This window comes from Streptomyces humidus, assembly GCF_014649655.1.
Lineage (GTDB): Bacteria > Actinomycetota > Actinomycetes > Streptomycetales > Streptomycetaceae > Streptomyces > Streptomyces humidus.
This window is the reverse complement of record NZ_BMTL01000014.1, coordinates 118552-137956: the sequence shown is the minus strand read 5'-3', so window position 1 is coordinate 137956 and position 19405 is coordinate 118552. Positions and strand designations below refer to the sequence as shown.

The window sequence follows — 19405 nt, the reverse complement described above, 5'->3', positions numbered from 1 at the left end:
CACGAAATGAACGACATAATGGCGGATGCCTCCCCCGATTCCTTCGTCCCGGGCGGCAGCCGCCGGCATCGCAGACCCGGACAGAGCGGCGTCGGTCTGCGCCGGGCCCTCGTGCTCGCCCTCGCCGTTCCCCTCACCTCGGCGGCGCTGGCCGCCCCCTCGGCGTTCGCCGCGGGGAAGGGCGTCGGGACGACGGCCAAGGACACCGCGCCGGGTGAGGGCCTCGGCGCCGACGACCAGCAGATGGTCACGAACCTGGGAACCCGGGTGCTGGACCCGCGGCTGGGGCCCGACGTGAGCGGCGTGGTCCTCGACTCCGCGTCCGGCCGGACCCTGTGGGACCACAACGGCGCGACCGCGCTGATGCCGGCGTCCAACACCAAGCTCGCCACCGCGACCGCCGCCCTGACCGTGCTGGGCCCGGACCACCGGTTCACCACGAAGGTCGTCTACGGCGGCGGCACCCTGACCCTCGTCGGAGGCGGGGACCGGACGCTGACCGGCGCCGACCTCGCGGAGATGGCGAGCACCGCGGTCGCCGGCCTCAAGGCGGCGGGCCTGACGACGGTGAAGGTCGCCGTGGACGACAGCCTGTTCCCCGAGCCGACCCTGGCAAACGGGTGGAACAGCGGTTACTACCCCGACTCCGTCGCCCCGGTGCGCGCGCTCGTCGTCGACGGGCGTCACGTCGAGGACACCTCGCTCGACGCCGGGCAGCTCTTCGCTCAGAAGCTCACCGCGGCCGGGGTCGACGTCGACGGCGCCGTCACCCGCGCGACGGCCGGCGCCGGCGACGTGCCCGTGGCTCAGCACCGGTCGGCCGCGCTGTCGGACATCGTCCACAAGATGATCAAGGTCAGCGACAACGACATCGCCGAGACGCTCCTGCGGGCGACCGCTCTGGCCACGGGCCGCCCGGCCACCTTCGAGGGCGGCACGGAGGTGGTGCGCCAGGTGCTGAGCCTGCGGTACGGGGTGTCCCTCGACCACTTCGAGATCTACGACGGCAGCGGCCTCTCGCGCGCGAACCGCATTCCGGCCGCCACCCTCGCGGAAATCCTGGAGCTGCTGACGGAGCCTCGCTACGCGCGCACCCTCGGTTCCATCCGCGAGGGGCTGCCCGTCGCCGGCGAGGCGGGCAGCACCCTCGGCCCGGAGTGGGGCCGGTTCGACGACATGAACTCCAAGTGCGCCGTCGGCAAGGTGCGCGCGAAGACCGGCACCCTCACCGGGGCCATCGCCCTGAGCGGACTGACGCAGGGCAAGGACGGCAAGTGGAAGGTCTTCTCGTTCGTCGAGAACGGCTCCACGGCCGAGGCGAGCGCCATCAAGGACGCGATGGACGGCCTCGCGGCCACCGTCAACGGCTGCTGGGCCTGACGGGCGGACAGCACAGCCCAGGACGGGACGGGACAGCCGAGGCACGACAGCGACAGCGACAGCGCGCGGACGGGCAGGCTCCGGCGGAGTCGGCCCGTCCGCGCGTTCCCGGCCCGTTCGACTGTGACGCATACCACAAGAGAACGATGTCGTTTCGATGACCACACGAGGGCTACGCTGACCTGCAAGTGAACGAAACAGTTTCGTTCCTAGGCGTCCGCCCCCACCGCATGGAGAACGACAGCCATGGCCTCCGTACTCATCGTGCACGACCAGTCCCTCCAACGCCTCGGCCTGCGCATGCTGTTGACAGCCGAGCCCGATCTGACCGTCGTGGGCGACACCGCCGACGGAGCGGAGGCGGTCCGCCTGAGCGCCGCGCTGCGGCCCGATGTCGTCCTGATGGGCGGCCGCCGCCCCCGGAGCGAGGACGTCGAGATCATCCGCCGCATCGCCCGGCCCCCGCACCTCACAGCGGTCGGCCGCCCCGCCGCGCCGGCGGCCGGTCCCGCGCCGCGGGTGCTCGTGCTGACCTCCACCGACGATCAGGGACACGCCTACGCGGCCCTGCGCGCGGGTGCCGGAGGATTCCTCCTGGAGGACGCCACCTCCGGCGAACTGGCCGCGACCGTCCGGGTGGTGGCCGCCGGGCACGCCGCCATCACCCCCGAGCTGACCCGCGCGCTCATCGACACCGTCCGCCACGACCGCACCCCCCGGCCCGTCGAGCGGGCCATCGGACCGGACGCCTTCACCCAGCGCGAACGCGACGTCCTGGCCGCCGTCGCCTCCGGCTGGTCCAACGCGGAGATCGCCGCGCGCCTGTCCATCGCCCCGACCACCGTCAAGTCCCACGTCAGCCACATCCTGGCCAAGATCGGCGCCCGCGCGCGGGTCCAGGCGGTCGCCTTCGCCTACGAGTACGGCCTGGTGCACCCCGCGGCCTGAACACGGCACCGCCCCGCCACGGCCCCGCCCCGCACCCCGGGAACGGGACCGTCGTGCACTGCGGGCTCTAGTCGCGGGCGCGCTGGTGCACGCGGGCGAGCAGCAGGTTCGGGTCCCGCTGGGCGAAGTACGCGGCGCTGGTGACGTACGCGGTCCGGCCGCGGACGGCGACGGAGGTGGGGGCGGAGAGCCCGTCCGCCGCGGTGAGGACGACGCGGTGGGTGCCGTCCGGGCGGACCAGCGCGACCTCGTTGCCGCCGGTCAGGGCGACGAGAGCCGTGTCCCGGCGCCGCTCGACGAAGCCGAAGTCGTCGATCGCGTAGAGCCGGGTCGCCCGGGTCTCGATCGCGCCGGCGGAGCCGTCCGGACGCACGGGGATGCGCAGCAGCGTCCCGGCGTTGGTGTTGGACACCCACACGGCGTCGCGGTGGAGCCGCAGGCCGTTGACTCCGACGCGGGCGGCGGGCGGCGCGTTGCGGGGCTCCAGCGCGGCTCCCGTGGCCCAGGCCGTGGGGGCGCCTCCGTGGCACGGAACGCGCCAGACGGTGCCCCGCACCGAGTCGGCGGCGTAGAGCACGCCCCGGCGCTCGTCGAGGGCGAGGCCGTTGGGGAAGCCGTTCGGCGGCAGTTCGGCGATCTGACGGGGTGCGCTGCCGTCGGGGTCGACGCGCCAGATGCCGGTCCTGGCCGTGCCGGTGGCGTAGTTGACGTAGAGGGTGCCGTTCCGCGCGCGGGCGATGCCGAGCACGACGGCCGCGCGGACGACCGGGGTCTTCGGGTTCGCGACGGCGGGCAGGGTGGCGAGGACACGGGTTCGGCCCTGCCGGGTGACGTTCACGACCTGCCGGGCGGTGGAGAACGTCAGGTCGGCGGAGCCGTCGGGTTCGAGCACGATGTTCTCCGGTGTCTCTCCCCGGGCGAGCTGGAAGTGAGCGACGACGCGAGGGTCGGACACGGTCGGCTCGCCTCCTGTGGCGGGCGCCGCGGCCAGCAGGCCGAGGGCGACGGCGACGGCGGTGGCGACCGCAGGACGGGTGACTCGGGGCATGGGAGCCTTCCTTGCGGGGACGTCGGGAAAGCCGCTGTGCGGCGGCCAGACGACCATCGCGTCGCACCGGCGGCGGCCGCCGCAGTCATGGCCGGGAGATCGCCCGCGTGGCGCAGGGCAAGGACCCGCCTGCCGCTCACGCGGGTGACGTCATGCAGCAGACTGTGCGTGCAGACCGGCACTCCTCCAGAAGGAAGCACAGCGTGATCATCTTCGGCACCAAGGGATACCTGTACCAGCTCGCGATACTGACGCTGGTGTGCGGCCGTTGCGGCAACCCCGCCGCCCACACCCTCAGGAAGCGGGTCACGAAGTTCACGCTGTTCTTCGTGCCGCTGTTCCCGATCTCGACGAAGTACGCCACGCAGTGCACGTTCTGCGGCGCCGAGCAGAAGGTGACCAGGGAGCAGGCGGATCAGCTGCCGGCACAGGGAGCGGGCCCGGGCACGGACCAGCCGTACGGCCGGCCGCAGCAGCAGCCGCACCAGCACTGACGGACGACGTCCCTCAGCGGGTGAGTCCGGCGCGGTCGCAGGCGGCCCGGAGCCCGGGGGTGCAGATGCGGGCGACGGTGTAGACGCCGCGGTCGACCAGGACGCGCTGGATGTCGTCGACGGTCACCGGCTCCGAGGTGAGCAGGACCGACGGGATGCGGGCGGTGGTGGGACTGTCGGTGGTCGTGGTGGCGCTGTCGGCGGGATCCTCGCCCTTCCCCACGGCGACCGCCATGGCGGCCACGGCGGCCGCCTCGTCCTTGAACGGCTTGTACACCGTCATGTACTGCTCCCCCGCGACGATGCGCCGCACGGCGTCGAGGTCGGCGTCCTGGCCGGTGACGGGCGGGAACTTGGTGACGCCGGCGCTCTTGAGGGCGGCGACGACGCCGGACGCGATGGAGTCGTTGGCCGCGAGGACCCCGTCGATCCGGTCCGGGCCGAGGGCGGCGATGGCGGCGGACATGTTGTTGTGGGCGTTCTGGGCGCTCCAGTCGAGGGTGTCGTAGGACCTGGCGATCTTCACCTTGCCGGTGAGGACGGACAGGGCTCCCTTCCTGTAGAGGGCGGCGTTGGGGCTGGCCGGGTCGCCGTTCATCATGACGACGCCGGCTCCCCCGGACCGCCGTCCCATGCCCTCGAGCAGCCCCTCGCCCTGGAGCCGGCCGACGTGCCGGGCGTCGAAGCCGACGTAGCCGGTGACCGGGCCTTCGGCGAGGCGGTCGTAGGCGATGACGTCGACGCCCGCCCGGCGTGCCTCCTGCACGGAGGAGCGGACCGCACGGGTGTCGGCGGCGTCGAGGATGAGGACCTTGGCCCCTTTGGTGACCATGGAGACCATCTGCTGCCGCTGTCTGGTCACGTCGTTCTCGGCGTTGGCGTACTCCAGCGAGCAGCCGGGGCACAGCTTCTTCACCTGCGCCTCGATCAGCGGCCGGTCCGAATGCTCCCAGCGCGGGACCGTGCGGCTCGGCAGCAGCAGACCCACGGTGAAGCCCTCCCGGGCCGGCTTCTGCCCTCCCCCGTCCCCGCAGGCGGCCAGGGGGATCGTCATGAGGGCCGCGGCGAGCACCGCGACGACGCGCTGCCGACGGATCATCACATCACTCCCTGCGGCACGGCGATCTCGCTCCACACCTGTTTGCCTCCGGCCACCGGCACCGAGCCGAACGACTCCGACATGGCCTCGACGAGGAGCAGGCCACGGCCGCCGGTCGACTCCCAGTCCACGATGACGGGTTTGGCGGGGGCCCGCGGGGAGGAGTCGCTCACGCAGACGCGCACCCGGTCGCCACGGAGGATCAGGTCCAGCCGGACCGGTCCCTGGGTGTGCACCAGGGCGTTGGTGACGAGTTCGGAGACGACCAGCAGCACGGCGTCGGCCGCCTCCTGGACCTTCCAGCGGCGCAGGGTGCGAGCGGTGAAGCGGCGGGCGTGCATGACGGCGTCGGGCAGCCGCCACACCATCCAGCCGGACCGGATCGGGCGGGTCTTCATGCCGTCGTAGCGCAGGAGCAGCAGCGCCACGTCGTCCTCGCGGCGGCCGGCGTCGCCGAGCAGCGCGTCGGCCATGGCGCCCGGGTCCGCGGGGTCGGCCGCGGCCAGTGCGGCGCGGGTGCGGCGCATGCCCTCGTCCAGGGGCAGGTCGGCGGCCTCGACGAGACCGTCGGTGACCAGGGCGAGGACCGTGCCGGGGGACAGTTCGACGGCCGTCATGGGGAAGTCCGCCTCGGCGAGGATGCCCAGCGGGGGCCCGCCCTCGACCTCGATCTCCTCGGTGGCGCCGTCGGGGCGGCGGACCAGGGGGGCGAGGTGGCCGGCCCGGACGAAGAGGGTGTTGCCCTCCTCCATGTCGAGTTCGGCATAGCAGCAGGTGGCGAAGAGGTCGGTCTCCATGGCGACGAGGAGCCGGTTGGCGTGCGAGACGACCACGTCGGGAGGGTGGCCCTCCATGGCGTAGGCCCGGACGGCGGTGCGCATCTGGCCCATGATCGTCGCGGCGCCGGCGCTGTGTCCCTGGACGTCCCCGATGACCAGCGCCACCCGGTCCTCGGAGAGGGCGATGACGTCGTACCAGTCGCCGCCGACCTGAAGGCCCCGCTTGGCGGGCAGATAACGGGCGACGGCGGTGCCGCCGGGCAGCTCGGGCAGCCGCCGGGGCAGCAGACTGCGCTGGAGCATCGTGGCGAGTTCCTGCTCGGCGTCGTGGGCGTGGGCCCGTTTGAGGGCCTGGCCGACGAGGGCCGCGGTGGCGGTGAGCAGGGAGCGTTCCTCGGGGACGAACTCGTGCGCGCGTTCCCAGCCGACCAGGCAGATGCCGGCGACCTGGCCTTTGGCGGGCAGCGGCAGCACGGCCAGGCCGCCGTCGCCGACACCGGTCAGTCCGGGTTCGAATTCGGTGCCGGCGGGCCACAGGTCCATCCGGCCGTCGGCCAGGGCTGCTTGCAGGGTGGGCAGGGCTCGCAGCGGCGCGTCGGGCCACTCCGTGCGCCACTCGGAACGCCACACCTCCGGCCAGGCGGCGGGCCGGGGCGGGTCGAGGACGGTGACCATGAGCCGGTCGTCCTGGAGCGCGGCGAGGGCCACCCGGTCGGCGCCCAGCGGCTCGCGCAGGGCGGAGACGACGACGCGGCCGACGTCGCGGACGGTGGCGGCGTCGTCGAGTGCGGCGGTCAGCCACTGGATGCGGGCGACGTCGTCGGAGCCACGGCGCAGCACCGGGGTGGCCGTCACCACGCCCAGCACCTCTCCGGGCCCCTCGGGGACGCCCGCCTCGACGCGGCAGCTCAGGCTCAGCCAGCGCATCTCGCCGGTGGGGCCGCGGACCCGGAACTCCAGGTCCCGCCGGACGGAGGCCTGGGCGGACGGCTCCAGGACCGACATCAGGGCGTGCATGTCCTCGGGCAGGGCGTGGGCGAGGAGGGTGTCGACCTTGCCGTCGAAGTCGTCAGGGGTGATGCCGACCAGGTCCAGGAGCGTCTCGTCGGCCTCGATCAGGCCGGTGTCCGGGACGAGGACGAAGGAGCCGACGCGCAGGCTGCGCAGGGCGGGCGCGAGCAGCGGGGCCGGCGCGGGCGGGTCCGCGACCGGTCGCAGGAGCACCGCGAGCGCTTCGGCGTAACGCTCCAGGAACCGGCGTTGCTCGACGTCGAAGCCGTCCGCCGAGGCGCCCTGGACGACCAGGCAGCCCAGCCGTCTGCCGTCCGCGACCAGGGGCAGCGCGCCGAGCGGGGTGCCGGCGGCGAGCCACAGGGACCGGTCGGTCCAGTAGGCGCGCGCGGCGGGCGAGTCGCCGGACAGCGCCAGACGGTCCGGCGGCCCGGGTTCGGAGGAAGCGTCTCCGGCCGCGTCCAGGAGCCGGAGCTCCCCGTCGCCGGCAGCGGGCGCGTAGACCGCGGCCTGCGTCGCTCCGGCGAAGGTCAGGGCCCGGTCGAGGCATCTGCGCACCGTACCTCCCGTCCCGCCGCAGGTGCCGACAGGTTGAGATCGGGGCACCCACCCACCAGAATCGCATATACAGATCAACCGAACATTTCCACCTTATTGTCATCTACGGCAGGTATCGCCCATGAAGGCCCGTATGCGTGACACCGCGGCCGTCGTGACCGCCGTCTGCACCGCGATCGTGCTGGCGGCCTGCGGGGCGGACAAGGGCGCTGGTCCTGCCGGGGGGAGCGGTCCGCGCATCGGTCTCCTGCTGCCGGACGCCACGACGTCGCGCTGGGAGACGCAGGACAGGCCGTTGCTGGAGAAGCGGATCCGGGAGCTGTGCGCGACCTGCACGGTCGAACACGCCAACGCCAAGGGCGATGTGGCACTCCAGCAGGAACAGATGGACTCGATGATCACGAAGGGGGTGGACGCCGTCGTGCTCGTCCCCGTGGACGCCCGCGCGCTGGCCCCCACCGTCTCCGCGGCCCGCGCCGCGGACATCCCCGTCATCGCCTACGACCGCCTCGCCGAGGGGCCGATCTCCGGGTACGTCTCCTTCGACGGCGTGGAGGTCGGCAGGCTCCAGGGCCGCGCGCTCCTGAAGGCGATGGGCGACAAGGTGCCCGGGGCTCGGATCGTGATGATGAACGGCGACCCCGGCGACCCCAACGCCCGGGCGTTCCGGCGTGGCGCGCTGTCCGTGCTCGACGGGAAGGTGAAGATCGGCAAGGCCTACGACACCCCGCAGTGGCGGGCGGAGATCGCCCACCTGAACATGGCCGGCGCGCTGGCGGCCCTGGGCGACCAGCCCCTCGACGGCGTCTACGCGGCCAACGACGGCCTCGCCGGCGGGAGCATCTCCGCCCTGAAGGCGAACAAGGTCCGTCCGCTGCCGCCGGTCACCGGGCAGGACGCCGAACTCTCGGCCCTGCGGCGCATCGTCGCCGGCGAGCAGTACATGACCGTGTTCAAACCGTTCGGCCCCGAGGCCGCCGCGGGGGGTGCCATGGCCGTGGCGGCGGCGCGCGGGCAGAGCCTCGGACCCGTGTCCACCGGCGAGGTGCCGACGCGCGGCGGGGAGGCGGTCGCCTCGGTGCTGCTCGCCCCGGTGTCCGTGACGGCCGACAACATCCGGGACACGGTCGTCAAGGACGGTCTGCACACGGTCGGGGAGATCTGCGTCCCCCGGCTGCGGGCCGCCTGCGCCAGGGCCGGGCTGACCTGATCCGCCGACCGAGGAGTTGTTTTCCGTGGTTCCTGGGCCGGGAGGTCCGCCGGTCCGGGTTCCTGGACGAGGTGGAGGCGGAGCGTCGTACGAGGCAGCTGCCGGAACGGCCGACCGGAGGGCTGCCCGATCCGCGCGGCCCCCTCGCGTCCCTCTCCAGCGGTCGGCGCCGGACGGTCGTCCCGCCCGCGCGCTCCTGGGGGACCCTCGCGTGCTCCTCCTGGACGAACCGACGGCCGCGCTGGGTTTCGAGCAGACCACCGAGGCCCTCGACCTGGTAGACCGGTTGCGGGACCGCGGTCTCGGCGTCCTGCTCATCAGCCACGACCCGGGCGACGTGAAGGCTCTCGCGGACCGCGCCGCGGTCCTGCGGCTGGGTCGCAACAACGGCTTCTTCGACGTGAACACCGCGTCCCAGGAGCAGATCGTCTCGTCCATCACCGGCGCCACGGAGAACGTGCCCCGCCGGCCGGCCGGCCGGGAGGCGGGGTGGTGAAGATCATGCAGGCCGTCGCCGGTGGCGCGCGGAGCGCGGTCGCGGCCGTCCGGCGCAGACTGCGCGCCGGCGAGCTGGGGTCGCTCCCCGTCGTCCTCGTCCTGGCCGTCGTCTGGATCACCTTCCAGTGCCTGAACCAGAACTTCCTCTCGCCGCGCAACCTGTCCAACCTCAGCGTGGACATCGTGGGGACGGGGCTGATCGCGGTCGGCATCGTCTTCGTGCTGCTGCTCGGGCAGCTCGACCTGTCCGTCGGGTCGATCAGCGGCCTGGCGGCGGCGGTCTTCGCCGTGCTGAACGTGAACAACGGCGTGCCGGAGTGGCTCGCCCTCGTCGTCGCGGTGCTCGTGGGCACGGGGGCGGGGACGGTCCAGGGCTACTCCGTCGCCAGAACCCGGGTGCCCGCGTTCGTGGTCACGCTCGCCGGGCTGCTCACCTGGAACGGCCTGATGCTGGCCGTGCTCGGGGACAGCGGCACCGTCAGCCTCGACGAGAACGGGCTGGTCGCCCGGCTGACCAGCTACTACTTCACCCACGACGCCGTGGCCTACGGTCTGGCGGCGGTCGCCGCGGGCGCGGTCTTCCTCGTGTCCGACCGGGACCGGCGCCGCCGCAGGGCCCTCGGCATGCCGCACCGCACGCTGCGCGGCATCCTGATGCGCACCGCGGGCGTCGCGGTGCTCGCGTTCGCCGTCGCGTTTCTGCTCAACCGGTTCCAGGGGCTGCCGCTGGCCCTGCTGATCTTCCTGCTGCTGGTCGCGGTCCTCGACGTCGTGCTGCGCCGCACGCACTACGGGCGGCAGGTCTACGCGGTCGGCGGCAGCCTCGAGGCGTCCCGCCGCGCGAGCATCGACGTGACCTGGGTGCAGACGGCGGTGCTCGCGGCCTCCGGCACGATGGCCGCGGTCGGCGGGCTGTTCCTGGCCTCGCGGATCACCTCGGTGAGCCAGACCTCGGGGTCGGGCGTCCTGCTGGTCAACGCCATCGCGGCGGCCGTCATCGGCGGCACCAGCCTGTTCGGCGGGCGCGGCACGACCTGGTCGGCGGTGCTCGGCATGCTGGTCATCCAGTCGATCGCCTCCGGCATGGCGATCACGGACACCCCGCCCGCCGTGCAGTTCGTGATCACGGGCGGGGTACTGTTCGCCGCCGTGGTCATCGACTCGCTGGCGCGCCGCCCTCAGGAGACGCGCGGGCGGACCTGAGGCGCGGGAGCGACCTGGTGCGGACAGGTGCCGCCGTCCGGCTGTGCGTGGCGGCTGTCCGGACCGGAGTGACCGCGATCCGGCTTTGGTGAAACTTGCAACACTTTTGAACGCGGCGCCCCCGTCGCACCGTAATGAGGGGAGAACGGCGCGTCACGCGCGACGCGTTCCAGGCGATAGGACGACGGTGCCGAACAACTCACCCACAGCGGAGGGACGAAGAAGGTCCCTCACCAGCAACTGGCCGGTGGGCCGACGGCTGCGGGCCGTCCTGCTCATCCCGGTACTCGTGGCCCTCGTGCTCGGGGGCGTGCGGGTGAAACGTTCGGTGGACACCTGGCAGGACGCCGACGACGCGGTCAGGGTTGCCGAACTCGTCCAGACGGCGAACAAGTACGCCAGCGACGCGATCAACGAACGCGATGTGTCGGTCATCCCCCTGCTGAGGGAGAAGAGGACTTCGGACACGGTCGTCCAGGCCCGCAGGACGACCGACGCGGACGCCGCGGCCTTCGGCCGCGCGGTCGCCCGGATGCCGAAGACCAGCGGCCTGCTGCGGCGCGTCCAGCTGGTCCGGAACGGCGAGAGTCAGCTCGGCACGGTGCGGGCCAACGCGTTCACCGCAGGGATGAGCGGCGTGCGGACGGAGGAGAGCTATCACGCCGTCCAGCACCCCCTGATGGAGCTCTCGAACGAGCTGGGCTACGGCAGCAGCAACCGGACCAGCTTCGGCCGGACGCTCTACGCCGTGTCCCTGACGCAGGCGACCGAGTCCCTGATCCGGTCCATCGGCACCCACCTGCTGGTGGAGGACCGTGCCGGACTCGCCGCGGGAGAACTGGAGTCCCAGCTCGCCTCGTTCCGCTCGTACGCCTATCTCCAGCAGGTCGGGCTCCAGGAGTACGCCGGAGCCGGCACCGCCGAGGACATGGCGAGGCTCAGGCAGGCGCTGGCCGCCGCCGAGGCACGCGGCGAGCAGCAGCAGGCCGCCGCCGCAGCGAAGGCGGCGGCGGCGGGCCGCCCGTACGTGAGCCCGCCCCCCATGGCGGACATGATCACCGAGATCGCCGCCGGGAAGCCGGTCGGCGAGCTCGCCACGAAGGGCGTCACCCCCGAGTCGTTCTTCGCCGCGTCCACCCTGGGCTTCGACGCCTACCGGAGCGTCCAGGTCGGTCTCACCGACGCCGCGCTGGCCAGCGCCCAGGACATCGCCGACGACGCGCGGCGCGACGCGATCACCAACGCCGCTCTCGTGCTCGCCGCGGTGCTCGCCGCTTTCCTTCTCGCCTCCTGGGTGGCGCGGACGATGAGCACCGGCATGCGCCGCCTGAGCGCCTCGGCGATCGAGATCGCCGGACAGCGCCTGCCGGGCCTGATCCACCAGATGGCGCAGCCCGACGCCGACCCGGTGGACACCCGGGTGACGCCGATCCCGATCGACACCACCGACGAGATCGGCGAGGTCGCACGGGCCTTCGACCACGTCCACCGCGAGGCCGTCCGGCTGGCCGCCGAACAGGCCCTCCTGCGCGGCAACATCAACGCGATCTTCACCAACCTCTCCCGCCGCAACCAGTCCCTGATCGAGCGTCAGATCGCCCTGATCACCAGCCTGGAGGACAACGAGGCCGACCCGGAGCAGCTGGAGAACCTCTTCCGGCTGGACCACCTGGCCACCCGCGTGCGCCGCAACGGGGAGAACCTCCTGGTGCTCGGCGGCGAGAAGCCCGCGCAGGCGTGGGACCAGCCGCTGCCACTGGTCGACGTCGTCCGCGCGGCCTCCTCGGAGGTGGAGCAGTACGAGCGCATCCAGTTCTCCGGACTGCCCGAGGTGCAGATCCAGGGCCGCGCCGTGACCGACCTCGTGCATCTGCTGGCGGAACTGATGGAGAACGCCACGGCGTTCTCGTCCCCCCGCTCGGAGGTGCGGGTGACCGCGATCCGGCTGCCCGACGGCCGGATCATGGTCGAGATCCACGACGAGGGCATCGGCCTGGCGGCGGACGACTTCGCGATGATCAACCACAAGCTCGCCAATCCGCCGACCGTCGACGTCGGCATCTCCCAGCACATGGGGTTGTTCGTGGTCGGCCGGCTCGCCGAACGGCACGGCATACGCGTGCAGTTGCGCCCGTCCGGCGAGCGGTCGGGGACGACGTCCCTCGTCATGCTGCCCGACACGCTCACCCATCGCTCCCCCGACGCCCGGCCCGACTCCGACACGCTGACGCTGGCCAGGATCACGAACGTCCCGCAGTCCCGGCACGCGGACGTCATGGCCTCCCTGGGCGGCGGCTCGGACTCCGGCGACGCGTTCAGCGACTACGAGGCCTGGCAGGACGAGTCGGCGGGGACCGGGCCCGTCGCGGAGCCCCCGCCCGCAGCCGAGTCCTCCCCCGCCGCGGCCCGCCCCCGGCCCCTCCCCCGACGCGCCTCCGGCAGCCGCGGCCGCCGCTCCCGCTGACCCGACGGCCCCCGCTACCGCGACGACCCCGCCGGATGGGCCGTCCGGTGGCGGGACACGCCGCCGGACGGCCCATCCCGCTGGACTGAGGCCTTGACGGTCATAACGTCAGCAATATGAAGAAATGCCATATCGCATATCTGGCGTGCACGGCGGCGCTCCTCGGGACGGGGCTCGGCGCCGCCCCGCCCGTCGCGGGACGCACCGTCCACCTGGTCCTTCCGGGGGAATCGATCCAGAAGGCGGTGGACGCCGCCGAGCCCGGCGACACGGTTCTGCTGACCTTCGGCGTCTACCACGAGAGCGTCACCCTGAGCACGCCCGGGCTGACCCTGCGCGGCATGGGTCGGCACACGGTGCTCGAGCCGGCCGCCGTCACCGGGAAGGCCGCGGGGGCCGCGAAGGCCGCGGGCGCCGCGAAGGCCGCGAGCACCGGGAAGGCTTCGGGCGCCGCCGCCGGCGCCTGCGCCGCGGACGGGAACGGCATCTGCGTCGTCGGCACGAAGGACCACCGCGTCAAGGACGTCACCGTCGCCGCCCTGACCGTCTCCGGCTTCACCCGGACCGGCGTCCACGCCACGGCGACCGACCACCTGACCGTCCGTAACGTGACCGCGGTGAAGAACGGGGTGTGGGGCATCGCCCAGGAGGGCTCGGTGCGGGGCGTGTTCCGGGGCAACACCGCCCGGGACAACGGCGACGCGGGCCTGTTCCTCGCCAACAGCGTCAAGGAGGAGCAGGGCGCCACGGACACGGACGGAACGGTGGTCGAGCGCAACCGGCTGGAGGGCAACCGGATCGGCGTCACCGTCCGCAGGCTGCGCAACCTGACCGTCGCGCACAACGACCTGACCGGCAACTGCGCCGCGGTCTTCGTCGTCGGCGACGAGAACAAGCCGAAGGCCGGACTCGTGACCGTGCGCGAGAACCGCATCGTGCGCAACAACAAGTCCTGCCCCAAGACGGCCCGGCTGGACGCCCTTCAGGGCTCCGGGATCGTGCTGACCGGCGCCGAGGACAGCCTGATCACCCGCAACCTGATCGAGGACAACGTCGGCACGTCCCCCCTCTCGGGCGGCATCGTCCTGTTCAAGAGCTTCGTGGGCACCACCAGCGACCGCAACCGCATCAGCGACAACGCACTGCGCGGCAACTCCCCCGCGGACCTGGTCGTCACGGACATCGCCGGCAAGGGCAACACCTTCGAAGGCAACGCGTGCCGGACGTCGCGGCCCGCGGGCCTGTGCTGAGCGGCCACCGACCGCAGCCGCTCACGGACCCGCCCGCCCCGGGGACGCCCCGCGTCGCGTGATCCCCGGGCCCCGGGCCCCGAGCGCCGTGCACGGGGGCACACAAGGCGCCGCTCAGCGCAGGCGTTCCGGGCACTCCAGGCACTCCAGGCACTCCAGGCACTCACCACACATCGGGAATCCACGCAGGAAAGAAAGAAGGCGGCAGATGACGACCGTTCAGCCTCCCAAGCTCCCGGACCCGCCGGCGCCGGGGGCGCCGCCCCCGTCCATGCGGCTGAGGGAGCTCGCGTTCGGGGCGGCGTGCGCCGCCGCCCTGCGCGCGGCCGCCCGGCTCGGGGTCGCCGACGCCCTCGGCGGCAGCCCGATGCCGGTGGCGGACCTCGCGGCGGCGGTGAAGACCGAGCCCAAGCCGCTGCGGCGGCTCCTGCGGGCCCTGTCCTGCTACGGCGTCTTCGCCGAGCAGGCGGACGGGACGTTCGCGCACACCGACGTCTCCCGGCTGCTACGCGAGGACGACCCGAACAGCCTGCGCGCCATCACCCTGTGGTGCACCGAGCCCTGGACCTGGGACGCCTGGCCGCTGCTGGACGAGGCCGTGCGCACCGGCCGCGACGTCGTGCGGGACCTGTACGGCAAGGAGTTCTTCCCCTACCTCAACGAGGACGCCCCGGAGTCGGCGGACGTCTTCAACCGCGCCATGACGACGTCCAGCGTGCAGTCGGCGCGGGACGTCGCGGAGTTCCTCGACCTGTCGGGCGCCGCGTCCGTCGCCGACCTCGGCGGCGGCCAGGGGCACGTGGTGGCGAGCCTGCTGGACAAGTACCCCACGATGCAGGGGGCGTTGCTCGACCTTCCCCGGGTGGTGGAGAACGCGGTGCCGAGGCTGCTCCCGGGCGGCGACCTCGCCGACCGCGCGCGCGTCGTGCCGGGCGACGTCCGCGAGGCCGTCCCGGTGCAGGCCGACGTCTACGTGATCAAGAACATCCTGGAGTGGGACGACGAGAGCACCGCCCGCACGCTGCGCAACGTCCGCGAGGCGGGCGGGCCGGGAGCGCGGGTCGTGGTCATCGAGAACCTCGTCGACGACACGCCGTCGATGCGGTTCAGCACCGCCATGGACCTGATGCTGCTCCTCAACGTCGGCGGCGCGAAGCACACCACCGAGAGCATGGTCTCCCGGCTGACCGACGCGGGACTGGTCATCGACGACATCAGCCCGGTCAACCCCTATCTGCACGCGTTCGACTGCCACGTGGCAGGCTGATCCGACCGCGTGCCCGCCCGTCCCGCCTTCCCCTCCCGACCACCGGTCGCCGGGCCCGCAGCGCTGCGGGCCCGGCGACCGGTGACGGTCGGCGAGGTCAGCCGGCCGGCTCGCGCTCCCAGAGGTAGAAGCGCTGCGCCATGGCGTCCTTGGGGGAACGCCAGGTCTCGGGGTCGTAGGCGCTGACATACGCGGACAGCCGCTCGCTCACGTCCCGGAACTCGGGGTGCCCGGTGATCTTCGCGATGGCGGGACCGGGGTCGCGCTCCGACTCGATCATGTGCATGTACAGGTCGCCGAACTGGAAGAGGCTGCGCCGGACGACGCCGACGAGGTGCGGCAGCTCCCCCCGGTCGGACTCCTCGAACACCTTCGCGATGTCGGGAGCCGATCCGGGGGCCATCCGGGCGACGATCAGGGCCTGGTGCATGGAACCGTTCTCCGTCCGGCTCAGTCGGTCATTCCGGCGGTGGCGCCGCGTTCGGCGGCGGCCTTCTCGATGCGGTCCCGGATCAGGCCCATCTGGATCTTGGAGTTCCGGTTGATGTTGTCGGTCATCCAGTCGTCGTCGACCGGCGCCTCCGGCTTCATCGCGAAGTCCTGCGTCCACACCATCCGCGTGCCGCCCGGGACCTCCTCGTACCGCCAGTGGATGTTCATGTGGTCGAAGGGGCCGGTCTCGACCCGGCGGGCCTTGACGGTGCGCGTCTCGCGGTCCGGCTCGCGCTCCGAGACCCAGCTCCACACGGTCCCGTTCTCGTCCGGGTGCATGGTCAGCCGGAACGTCGTCCTGCGTCCCTCCCGGGAGAGGATCTCGACGGACGCGTACTCGGTGAACAGCCGCGGCCAGTTCTCCAGATCGTTGGTGATCTCCCAGACCAGGTCCAGGGGTGCCGCGATGGTGATCTCGTTCTGTGTGTGTCCGGACATCTCAGGCTCCTGTCATGAGGGCGCTGTTGACGAGGTCGAGGAACTCGCGGGGCGTCTTGGAGCGTTCGGCGTCGGGCGGCATCGGCGTGCCGTACCGGTTCTCCAGCTCGCCCACGATGCCCAGCAGGCCCAGCGAGTCCACGCCGAGGGTGTCGAAGCCGGTGTCCGGCTCCCGGAGCCGGTCCGGGGCGACGGTGACGCCGGCGGACTTCTTCATGAGTTCGGCCAGCTCTTCCACAGTGATGCGGTCAGTCATGGGTTCCTCTTCTCTCCTGCTGAGCGGCGCCTCGCTACGAGGCGTCGGCGACGCCGTGCCGGAGCACCAGCGCCGAGTTCGACCCCATGAGCCCCCGGCTCAGAACCAGTGCCGTGCGCACCTGCGCGGTGCGGGCCCGGCCGGTCACGAGGTCGAGGTCATGGCAGACGTCGAAGACGTTGGGGGTCGGAGGGATCAGGCCGTGCTCCATCGTGAGCACCGCCGCCGCGGCGTCCATCAGCGGCGCCGCGCAGTACCCCCGCCCGATGCCGGTCTTCGGCGCGGTGACGGGCACCCGGGCCCCGTGCGGGCCGAGCGCGTCGACGATGGCCAGCGCCTCGGCGCGGTCCGCCTCCGGGACGCCGAGCGCGTCGGCGAAGACCACGTCGATCTCCTCCGGGGCGCAGTCCGCCTCCTCCAGGGCTCCGCGGACGGCCTGGGCGAGGCCTTCCCGGGACTCGGCCCAACGGGAGGCTCCGGTGAAGGTCGCCGCGTGTCCGGCGAGGACGGCCCGCACCCGCGCACCGCGGGTCCGGGCCTGCTCCGCCGCCTCCACCACGACCATGGCGCCGCCCTCGGCCGGCACGAAGCCGCAGGCCGCGGAGGTGAACGGACGGTAGGCGCGGGCCGGGTCGTCGACGGTGCTCAGCTCCTGGTAGCCGAGCTGGCAGACGACCGAGTACGGCGCGATCGGCGCCTCGGTCGCCCCGGCCACGATCACGTCGGTGCCGCGGCGCACGGCCCGCGCCGCGTGGGCGAGGGCGTCCAGGCCGCCGGCCTCGTCGGCGGCGACGACCGAGCAGGGGCCCTTGAAGCCGCGGCGGATGGAGATCTGGCCGGTGCTGGCGGCGTAGAACCAGGCGATGGACTGGTACGGGCCGACATAGCGACTGCCCTTGCCCCACAGCTGCTGCAGCTCGCGCTGGCCGAACTCGCCGCCGCCGGAGCCGGCCGCGGTGACCACGCCGACGGAGAAGGGCGCGGCGTCGGTCTCGGTGCGGCCGAGGCCGGCGTCCTCCAGCGCGAGGTCGGCGGCGGCCATCGCGAAGTGCGTGAACCGGTCGGTCTGGACGAGGTAGCGCTCCTCGATCGCGGCCGACGGGTCGAAGTCGCGGACCTGGCCCGCCACCTTCAGCGGGAGGTGCTCACAGCCCTCACGGGTGACCCGGTCCAGGACGCTGATGCCCTCCCTGGTGGACTTCCAGAAGGTCTCCGTGCCGGCTCCGTTGGGCGCGACCACGCCGATTCCCGTGACGACCGCGCGCCGTTGAAGGGGTTCGCTCATCGTGTCTTCTCCCTCGGCCGGTTCATGACCACCGCGGACTGGAAGCCGCCGAACCCGCTGCCCACGGAGAGCACGCTGCCCAGCTTGCGCTCACGGGCCACGCGCGGGACGTAGTCCAGGTCGCACTCGGGGTCGGGCGTCTCGTAGTTGGCGGTCGGCGGCACGACCTGGTGGGCCAGCGCCAGGACGCAGGCGACGAGTTCGATCGCGCCGATCGCGCCCAGGGAGTGGCCCACCATGGACTTGATGGAGCTCATGGGGGTGTCGTAGGCGTGCGCGCCCAGGACCCGCTTCACCGCGGCCGTCTCGTGACGGTCGTTCTGCTTGGTGCCCGACCCGTGCGCGTTGACGTAGTCGATCGCGCCGGCGTCGGTCCGGGCGTGGTCGAGGGCGTCCCCGATGGCCCGGGCCATCTCGAGGCCCTCGCTGGTGAGGCCGGTCATGTGGTAGGCGTTGCCGAAGGTGGCGTACCCGCCGAGCTCGCAGTAGACGTGCGCGCCACGGGCCCTGGCGTGCTCCAGCTCCTCCAGGACGAGCACGGCGCCGCCCTCGCCCATCACGAACCCGTCGCGGTCCGCGTCGAAGGGACGCGAGGCGTGGGCGGGGTCGTCGTTGTTGGAGGAGGTCGCCTTGATCGCGTCGAAGCACGCCATGGTGATCGGGGAGATCGGCGAGTCCGAGGCGCCGGCTATGCAGATGTCGGCCCGGCCCTCCTCCACGGTGTGGAACGCGTACCCGACCGCGTCGAGTCCGGAGGTGCAGCCCGTGGAGACGGTCTGCACCGGCCCGCGCGCCCCGAACCGCTCCGCGACCGTCGAGGCCAGCGTGCTGGGGGTGAACGCCCGGTGCAGCTGCGGGGCCGCCTCGCGGTGGTCCACGTCCCAGCGCTGCCCGCCGTGGCTGACCAGGACGTAGTCCTTCTCCAGCCGGGTGGTGCCGCCGACCGCGGTGCCCAGGGAGACGCCGACCCGCCAGGGGTTCTCGGCGGCCAGGTCCAGACCGGCGTCGGTCACGGCCTCGGCCCCGGCGGCCAGCGCGAACTGGATGTAGCGGTCGCACCGTTCGACGTCGGCGGCGTCCAGTCCGTGGGCCGCCGGCTCGAAGTCGCATTCGGCGGCGATCCGCGAGCGCAGACCGGTCGGATCGAAGAACGTGATGCCGCGCGTCGCCGTGCGCCCCTCGACCAGGAGCTTCCAGAACGCCGGCACGCCTATGCCACCCGGGGCGACGACGCCTATGCCGGTGACCGCGACACGTCTCGTCATGACCGGACCTGACGTCGTGGGGCCGCCTCGGACCCGATCACCACGGGCTCGGCGCCGGTCTCCTCGGTGTCGACGTGGCCGAGCGGCGGGGTCGGCGCCAGCGGACCGAGGTGGAAGACCATACGGGCCTCGACGTTGCCGACGTTGCGGAAGCGGTGCCGCATGCCGACGGGGATCATCAGGCCCTGCTCGGGCTGCAGGGCCTGCGCCTCGCCGTCGAGGTCCACCTCCAGCTGCCCGCACACCACGTACACGAACTCCTCGGAGTACGGGTGGTAGTGCTCGCCGATGCGGTCGCCGGGCTTGATGAGCGCGACGCCCATGAAACCGCTGGTCGAGCCGACCGTCGCGGGGGTGAGCATGGCGCGCAGATCGCCGCCGCGCCGGGTGTTGGGCTCGACCTCGCTGAGATCCACGACTCTGGGACGGGATGTGATCACGACGTTCCTCCGATGTGTAC

General features: G+C 72.7%; 17 protein-coding genes and 1 pseudogene. 9 read left to right on the top strand and 9 right to left on the bottom strand.

The genetic code is table 11. The features are described 5' to 3' along the window. Window positions 1-18: 18 nt before the first annotated feature. Both dacB and IE239_RS18310 read left to right on the top strand, forming a co-directional pair. On the top strand, window positions 19-1380 hold the full coding sequence (gene dacB, locus IE239_RS18315; protein WP_229878165.1) for a D-alanyl-D-alanine carboxypeptidase/D-alanyl-D-alanine endopeptidase: 1362 nt from the start codon (window positions 19-21) through the stop codon (window positions 1378-1380). Between the two features lie 246 nt (window positions 1381-1626). Beyond that, complete coding sequence (locus tag IE239_RS18310) at window positions 1627-2328, top strand: LuxR C-terminal-related transcriptional regulator (protein WP_190150412.1); 702 nt, start codon at window positions 1627-1629, stop codon at window positions 2326-2328. A gap of 67 nt (window positions 2329-2395) precedes the next feature. Here IE239_RS18310 and IE239_RS18305 read toward each other — a convergent pair whose 3' ends face one another. Continuing rightward, entirely contained in the window at window positions 2396-3376 is a 981-nt protein-coding gene (locus IE239_RS18305) for an SMP-30/gluconolactonase/LRE family protein (RefSeq protein ID WP_190150411.1), read from the bottom strand. A gap of 203 nt (window positions 3377-3579) precedes the next feature. Here IE239_RS18305 and IE239_RS18300 point away from each other — a divergent pair, with 203 nt between their 5' ends. Beyond that, window positions 3580-3870 carry a zinc-ribbon domain-containing protein gene (locus IE239_RS18300; RefSeq protein WP_190150410.1) on the top strand — a complete coding sequence of 97 codons (291 nt, stop codon included), beginning with the start codon at window positions 3580-3582 and terminating at the stop codon, window positions 3868-3870. A 13-nt stretch (window positions 3871-3883) separates the two neighbouring features. Here the strand turns inward: IE239_RS18300 and IE239_RS18295 are convergent, their stop codons facing one another. Together IE239_RS18295 and IE239_RS18290 are read right to left on the bottom strand one after the other, a co-directional pair. Continuing rightward, on the bottom strand, window positions 3884-4969 hold the full coding sequence (locus IE239_RS18295; RefSeq protein ID WP_190150409.1) for a sugar ABC transporter substrate-binding protein: 1086 nt from the start codon (window positions 4967-4969) through the stop codon (window positions 3884-3886). Beyond that, complete coding sequence (locus IE239_RS18290; protein ID WP_190150408.1) at window positions 4969-7317, bottom strand: SpoIIE family protein phosphatase; 2349 nt, start codon at window positions 7315-7317, stop codon at window positions 4969-4971. Before IE239_RS18290 ends, IE239_RS18295 begins: the two co-directional genes overlap by 1 nt. Window positions 7318-7438: 121 nt before the next feature. Here IE239_RS18290 and IE239_RS18285 point away from each other — a divergent pair, with 121 nt between their 5' ends. The 6 genes and pseudogenes from IE239_RS18285 to IE239_RS18260 all read left to right on the top strand — a co-directional run bounded on the left by IE239_RS18285 (window position 7439) and on the right by IE239_RS18260 (window position 15209). Further along, window positions 7439-8527 (top strand): sugar ABC transporter substrate-binding protein, encoded by a 1089-nt coding sequence (locus IE239_RS18285; protein WP_190150407.1) that lies wholly within the window; start codon window positions 7439-7441, stop codon window positions 8525-8527. Window positions 8528-8556: 29 nt separating this feature from the next. Then, a pseudogene (locus IE239_RS18280) lies at window positions 8557-9023 on the top strand (ATP-binding cassette domain-containing protein); the annotation flags it as partial. Between the two features lie 5 nt (window positions 9024-9028). Continuing rightward, on the top strand, window positions 9029-10228 hold the full coding sequence (locus tag IE239_RS18275) for a sugar ABC transporter permease (RefSeq protein ID WP_190150478.1): 1200 nt from the start codon (window positions 9029-9031) through the stop codon (window positions 10226-10228). 187 nt (window positions 10229-10415) lie between these two features. Next, window positions 10416-12692, top strand: a complete 2277-nt coding sequence (locus IE239_RS18270; protein WP_229878164.1) for a sensor histidine kinase — start codon at window positions 10416-10418, stop codon at window positions 12690-12692. A gap of 116 nt (window positions 12693-12808) precedes the next feature. Then, window positions 12809-13942, top strand: a complete 1134-nt coding sequence (locus tag IE239_RS18265) for a right-handed parallel beta-helix repeat-containing protein (RefSeq protein WP_190150406.1) — start codon at window positions 12809-12811, stop codon at window positions 13940-13942. A gap of 208 nt (window positions 13943-14150) precedes the next feature. After that, window positions 14151-15209, top strand: a complete 1059-nt coding sequence (locus tag IE239_RS18260) for a methyltransferase (protein WP_229878163.1) — start codon at window positions 14151-14153, stop codon at window positions 15207-15209. 97 nt (window positions 15210-15306) lie between these two features. Here IE239_RS18260 and IE239_RS18255 read toward each other — a convergent pair whose 3' ends face one another. From IE239_RS18255 to IE239_RS18230, 6 genes are read right to left on the bottom strand one after another with little or no spacing between them, the layout of a single operon-like run. Beyond that, window positions 15307-15639 carry a TcmI family type II polyketide cyclase gene (locus tag IE239_RS18255; RefSeq protein WP_190150405.1) on the bottom strand — a complete coding sequence of 111 codons (333 nt, stop codon included), beginning with the start codon at window positions 15637-15639 and terminating at the stop codon, window positions 15307-15309. A 20-nt stretch (window positions 15640-15659) separates the two neighbouring features. Then, window positions 15660-16139, bottom strand: a complete 480-nt coding sequence (locus IE239_RS18250) for an SRPBCC family protein (protein ID WP_190150404.1) — start codon at window positions 16137-16139, stop codon at window positions 15660-15662. Between the two features lies 1 nt (window position 16140). Then, window positions 16141-16395, bottom strand: a complete 255-nt coding sequence (locus IE239_RS18245; protein WP_190150403.1) for an acyl carrier protein — start codon at window positions 16393-16395, stop codon at window positions 16141-16143. 34 nt (window positions 16396-16429) lie between these two features. Further along, on the bottom strand, window positions 16430-17680 hold the full coding sequence (locus IE239_RS18240; RefSeq protein ID WP_190150402.1) for a ketosynthase chain-length factor: 1251 nt from the start codon (window positions 17678-17680) through the stop codon (window positions 16430-16432). Continuing rightward, entirely contained in the window at window positions 17677-18945 is a 1269-nt protein-coding gene (locus IE239_RS18235) for a beta-ketoacyl-[acyl-carrier-protein] synthase family protein (RefSeq protein ID WP_190150401.1), read from the bottom strand. Before IE239_RS18235 ends, IE239_RS18240 begins: the two co-directional genes overlap by 4 nt. Then, entirely contained in the window at window positions 18942-19385 is a 444-nt protein-coding gene (locus IE239_RS18230; RefSeq protein WP_229878162.1) for a cupin domain-containing protein, read from the bottom strand. Before IE239_RS18230 ends, IE239_RS18235 begins: the two co-directional genes overlap by 4 nt. Window positions 19386-19405 lie beyond the last annotated feature (20 nt).